Source organism: Rhizobacter sp. P5_C2 (genome assembly GCF_054049715.1).
Window position 1 is genome coordinate 1 of sequence record NZ_JBFULV010000187.1, and the last position, 6,367, is coordinate 6,367.

2 protein-coding genes are annotated in these 6,367 nt (G+C 72.5%); both read left to right on the plus strand.

Annotation, left to right across the window (positions count from 1 at the left end; genetic code table 11):
• Nucleotides 1-3,619: type I polyketide synthase (locus tag ACXJLU_RS32385; protein WP_457337846.1), on the plus strand; the 3,619-nt coding region annotated here is incomplete at its 5' end.
• Nucleotides 3,616-6,367: type I polyketide synthase (locus ACXJLU_RS32390; RefSeq protein ID WP_457337847.1), on the plus strand; the 2,752-nt coding region annotated here is incomplete at its 3' end. The genes ACXJLU_RS32385 and ACXJLU_RS32390, both read left to right, overlap by 4 nt.

The following is a 6,367-nucleotide window of genomic DNA, read 5'->3' on the forward strand; positions in this document are numbered from 1 at the left end:
GACCGCGCCGAACGGCCCGGCGCAGGAGGCGGTGATCCGCGCCGCGCTGGCGTCGGCCCAGGTCGACGCGCGGCAGATCGGCTATGTGGAAGCGCACGGCACCGGCACGCCGCTCGGCGACCCGATCGAGTTCGGCGCGCTCGCGGCGGTGCTCGGTGCGGGCCGCGATGCGGCGCAGCCGCTGCGCGTCGGCTCGGTCAAGACGAACATCGGCCACCTCGAAGCCGCAGCCGGCCTCGCGGGCGTGGCCAAGGTGGTGCTGTCGCTGCAGCGCGGGCAGATCCCGCCGCACCTGCATTTCACGCAGGGCAACCCGCACATCGACTGGAACTGGCCGGTGCAGGTGCCGACGAAGACGACCGACTGGCCCGAGATCGACGGCCGCCGGCTCGCGGGGGTCAGCTCGTTCGGGTTTAGCGGCACCAATGCGCATGTGATCCTGGAAGCTGCGCCACGGGAACGAGGTACTCCGTTCGTCCTGAGCCTGTCGAAGGACCGCCCTGAGCTTGTCGAAGGGCCTGCTCGCGCGGCACCAGGTCTTCGACAGGCTCAGCCCGACCCTTCGACAGGCTCAGGGCGAACGGAGTTCGGGCTTCGACAGGCTCAGCCCGAACGGGGAGGTGGTGCCGATGTTCGACCGGCCCACGTGCTCGCGCTGTCGGCACGCGATGACGGCGCGCTGCTCGACCTGGCGCGCCGCCACGAGGCGCGGCTGCTGCAACTCGACGAAGGCGCCGAAGCGGCCGACCTGTGCTTCAGCGCGAACACCGGCCGCTCGCATTTCTCGCACCGCGTCGCGCTGGCCGGCGCAAGCGTCGACGAGCTGCACGCCGGGCTCGCCGGCTTCCTCGCCGGCAGCGATGACCCTGCGATCGCGCGCGGCACGCTCGAAGGCGCAGCCCGGCCGCAGGTCGCCTTCCTGTTCACCGGCCAGGGTGGGCAGTACGCCGGCATGGGCCGCGCGCTCTACGACAGCGCGCCGGTGTTCCGCGCCGCGATGGACGCCTGCAACGCGGCCGCCGCGCCGCACCTGCCGCGCCCGTTGCTCGACGTGATCTTCACGCCGGCGGGCAGCGGCTCGCCGATCAACGAGACGGTGTGGGCGCAGCCGGTCAACTTCGCGATCGAGGTGTCGCTGGCCGCGCTGTGGCGGTCGTGGGGCATCGAGCCGGTGGCGCTGCTCGGGCACAGCCTCGGCGAGTACGCAGCGGCCTGCGTGTCGGGCCTGCTGTCGCTCGAAGATGGCATGACCTGCGTGATCGCGCGCGGCCGGCTGACGCACGAGTTGCCGGCCGATGGGGCGATGGCCGCGGTGTTCGCGCCCGAAGCGGTCGTGCAGGCCGAGCTGGCGCACGGCCCGGCCACGCTGACGATCGCGGCCTACAACGGCCCCGAGCATTTCGTGATCAGCGGCCCGCGCAACGCGGTCGATGCCGCGACGCAGCGGCTCGAAGCCGCGGGCATCCGCGTCAAGCTGCTGCGCGTGCCGCATGCGGCGCATTCGGCGCTGATCGAGCCGGTGCTGCCGGCCTACCGCCGCGTGCTGGAGACGGTGACCTTCCACGAGCCGCGCATCGCGCTGGTCTCCAACGTCACCGGCGCGCCGGCCGGCCCGGCCGAGATCGGCCGCGTCGACTACTGGCTCACGCACATGCGCCAGCCGGTGCGCTTCGCGCAGGCGCTGCAGGGGCTGCTCGCGCAAGGCATCACGCATTTCATCGAGGTCGGGCCGCACCCGGTGCTGCTCGGCATGGGGGCTGAATGTGCCGGCGGCACCGAGGTCGAATGGCTGCCGTCGCTGCACCGCGAGCGTGCTGACTGGACCGACCTGCTCGCGAGCCTGCAACGCCTGTACGTGGCCGGCGCCGACGTGAACTGGGCCGCGTTCGACGCGCCGTACCGCCGCAGCCGCGTCGCGCTGCCGACGTATCCGTTTCGCGCGAAGCGGCATTGGATGGACATCGTCGGCGAGAGCGCCGCACCGGTGGTCGATGCGGCGCAGCGCTGGTCGCGCGTCAGCACCGCGCTGTCGCGCCAGGCTGAGCGCGGTCCACTCGACCTGAACGCCGCCTCGTACCCGGCGAAGTGGGAGTGCCTCGCCCGCGTGACCAGCGCGCACGCGGCGCACACGCTGCGCGAGGCCGGCCTGTTCCTGCAGGCCGGTGAATCGCACACGCTCGACGGCCTGATGCAACGCAGCGGCATCGGCGCGAGCTACCGGCACCTGGTGTCGCGCTGGCTCGACAGCCTGGTCGACGGCGGCGAGCTGCGGCGCGATGGCGAGGCCTTCGTCGCCGACCGCGCGCTCGCCGAGCCGCCGCTGGCCGCGCTGTGGGCCGAGGCCGAACGCCTGTTCGCCGACAACCAGCCGCTGCTCGCCTACGTGCGCCACTGCGGCTCGCTGGTGGCGCCGGTGCTGCTGGGCCGCGAGAGCCCGCTCGAGACCTTGTTCCCCGGCGGCTCGTTCGAACTCGCCGAGAACCTCTACGAGCGCTCGGCGACGATGCGCTACATCAACGGCCTCGCCGCCGCGGCCTTCGAGTCGCTGGCCGCCACCGTGCCGGCCGGCCGCGCGCTGCGCGTGCTGGAGGTCGGTGCCGGCACCGGCGGCACGAGTTCCGCGGTGCTCGCCGCGTTGCCGGCCGACCGCGCGCAGTACCACTTCACCGACGTCTCCGACGTGTTCCTGGACCGCGCTCGCGAGCGTTTCGCGGCGTACCCGTTCGTTCGCTTCGGCCGCTTCGACATGGACGCCGATCCGCAGCCGCAGGGCTACGCGCCCGGCAGCGTCGACGCGATCGTCTCTGCCAATGCGGTGCATGCCAGCAAGGACCTGCGCCTTGCGCTGAAGCGGCTGCGCGCGCTGCTCGCGCCGGGCGGCGTGCTGGTGCTGGTCGAATCGACGACCCACCTGCCGTGGTTCGACATGACGACCGGCCTGATCGAAGGCTGGCAGCACTTCGCCGACGACCTGCGCGGCGACAACCCGCTGCTGCCGCCGGCGCGCTGGCTCGAGGCCTTGCGCGAGGCCGGCTTCGACGAGGCGGGCGCGTGGCCGCCGGCCGGCTCGCCCGCCGAGGCGCTGGGCCAGCATGTGATCGTCGCGCGCGTGCCGGGTGATGCGGTGGGAGCGGCCGCATCGGCCGTCGTCGCCGACGACGCACCGCAACGCAGCGCCGCCACCGCACCGGCCGAACTCGCCCAGGCCTTCCGCCAGCGCCTGCTCGACGCGATGGCCGGCGAGCGCACCGAGCTGATGCGCGACTTCGTGCGCGAGCGCGTCGTGCGCGTGCTGCGCCTGGACGCCGCCGATGCACCCGGCCGCGCCGACCGCTTGATGGACATCGGCTTCGATTCGCTGATGGCGGTGCAGCTGCGCAACCAGCTCGGCAGCGGGCTCGGTCTCGACAAGCCCTTGCCCGCAACGCTGATGTTCGACCACCCGACGATCGATGCGCTGGCAATCTACCTGCTGGATCGCGTGATCCCGAAAACCGCACCGGTGGTGGCCGACAAGCCGGTGCAAGCCACCGCGCCGAACGCCTCCGTCGAAGCCGTTGCCGCGATGAGCGACGCCGAGATCGAAGCCTTGCTGATGAGCCGATTGGAGGGATCTTGAGCAGTCCTGCCGCCGACACCCCCACGCTGACGCCGCTGCAGCGGGCCTTCCTCGCCCTGCAGCAGGCGCAGGCGAAGGTTGCTGCGCTCGAGGGCGCGGCGCGCGAGCCGATCGCGATCATCGGGCTCGGCTGCCGCGTGCCCGGCGGCGGTGTCGATGGCGAGAGCTTCTGGCAGCTGATGCGCGATGGTGTCGACGCGACCGGTCCGCTGCCGCGCGAGCGCTGGGATGTCGATGCGCTGTACGACCCCGATCCCGAGGCGCCGGGCCGCATCGCGACGCGCGGCGGTGGCTTCCTCGGCCCGGTCGACGGCTTCGACCCGGCCTTCTTCGGCATCACCCGCCGCGAGGCGCAGGGCATGGACCCGCAGCAGCGGCTGCTGCTGGAGGTGGCCTGGGAGGCGCTGGAGAACGCCGGCCAGGCGCCCGACCGGCTGGAGCGCTCGGCGACCGGCGTCTACGTCGGCGTCTGCGCGAACGACTACGCGCAGATGCAGCTCGAGACCGGCGACCGCGGGCTGCTCGATGCGCACTTCGCGTCGGGCATCGCGCACAGCATCGCGTCGGGTCGGCTGTCGTACCTGCTCGGGCTGCAGGGGCCGAGCGTCACGCTCGACACCGCGTGCTCGTCGTCGCTGGTCGCGCTGCACCTGGCCTGCCAGGCGCTGCGCGCACGCGACTGCCGCATGGCGCTGGCGGGAGGCGTCAACCTGATCCTGTCGCCGGACCTGTACATCGCGCTGTCGCATTCGCGCATGCTGTCGCCGGACGGCAAGTGCAAGACCTTCGATGCGGCGGCCGACGGCTTCGCGCGCGGCGAGGGCTGCGGCGTGGTCGTGCTGAAGCGCCTGAGCGATGCGCAGGCCGATGGCGACCGCATCCTCGCGGTGGTGCGCGCCAGCGCGGTCAACCAGGACGGCCCGAGCAGCGGGCTGACCGCGCCGAACGGCCCGGCGCAGGAAGCGGTGATCCGCGAGGCGCTTTCGCGTGCCGGCATCGCGCCGCGCGAGGTCGGGTATGTCGAGGCGCATGGCACCGGCACGCAGCTCGGCGATCCGCTGGAGGTGCAGGCGCTGGGGGCGGTGTTCTCCGAAGGGCGCGATGCATCGCAGCCGCTGTGGATCGGCTCGGTGAAGACCAACCTCGGCCACCTCGAAGCGGCGGCCGGCGTGACCGGGCTGATCAAGCTGGTGCTGTCGCTACAGCGGCGGCAGATCCCGGCGCACCTGCATTTCAAGACGCCGAGCCCGCACATCGCATGGGGCGACCAGCCGCTGAAGGTGCCGACCGCGCTGATGGCCTGGGAGCCGATCGGCGGGCGGCGCATCGCGGGCGTCAGCTCGTTCGGGTTCAGCGGGACGAATGCGCATGTGGTTGTCGAAGAGGCGCCCTCTGATGATTCCGTTCGCCCTGAGCTTGTCGAAGGGTTGGTGCCAGGTGAACCAGGGCTTCGACAAGCTCAGCCCGACCCTTCGACAGGCTCAGGGCGAACGGGGGAGGGAGGGGCCGTTCACCTGTTCGTCCTTTCCGCCCGAGACGAAACCGCGCTCGCCGACACCGCGCGCCGATTCGCCACCTCGCTCGCCGGCCGCCCCGACAGCGAGCTGCCCGACCTCTGCTTCACGGCAGCCGTGAGCCGCGCGAGCTTCGCACAGCGCGCCACCGTGCTCGCGCGCTCGGTCGCCGAACTGTGCGAGCGCCTGCTGGCCGTGGCCGAAGGCCGCGAGGCCGACGGCGTGCGCAGCGGCCGCGTCACCCGCCGCGACCCGGCGCGCATCGCCTTCCTGTTCACCGGCCAGGGCGCGCAGTACGCCGGCATGGCGCGTGCGCTGTATGCGCAGCAGCCGGTGTTCCGCGCTGCGCTCGACGACTGCGCGCAGGCCATCGCCGGCGTGCTGCCGCAGCCGCTGCTCGACGTGGTGTTCGCCGAGCAGGGCGATGCGATCGACGAGACCCGCTACACGCAGCCGGCATTGTTCAGCCTCGAATACGCGCTCGCGAAGCTGTGGGCCGCCTGGGGCATCGTGCCCGACGTGGTGATGGGCCATTCGGTCGGCGAGTACGCCGCCGCCTGCCTGGCCGGCGTGATGACGCTGCCGCAGGCGCTCGCGCTGATCGCGGAGCGGGGCCGGCTGATGCAATCGCTGCCGGCCGGTGGTGCGATGGCGGCGGTCTTCGCGTCCGAAGCCGAGGTGGCCGAGGCGGTCGCGCCGTTCGCCGCGCAACTCTCGATCGCCGCCGTCAACGCACCGGTGCAGACGGTGATCTCCGGCACCGCGTCCGCGGTCGATGCCGTCTGCGAGCGCTTCAGCGCACGCGGCGTGCGCTGCCAGAAGCTGCCGGTCTCGCATGCCTTCCATTCGCCGCTGGTCGATCCGGTGCTCGATGCGTTCRAGAAGGCCGCCGCAGCGACGACGATGGCGCGCCCGCAATTGCGCCTGGTGTCCAACCTGACCGGCCAGCTTGCTGACGCGAACGCGATCACCCAGCCCGCCTACTGGCGCCGCCATGTGCGCGAGGCGGTGCGCTTCGCCGACGGCCTGCGCACGCTGGCCGGACTGAAGCCGGACGTCTGCATCGAGCTCGGCCCGCACCCGACGCTGCTGAATTTCGCCGCCGACCTGGCCGACGAACTGCCGGTGCGCGTGCCGACGCTGCGCAAGGGCCGCGCCGATGCCGACCAGCTCGCCGAATCGCTGGCCGCGCTGTTCCTGGCCGGCGCGCCGATCGACTGGCGCGCCGTCTGGT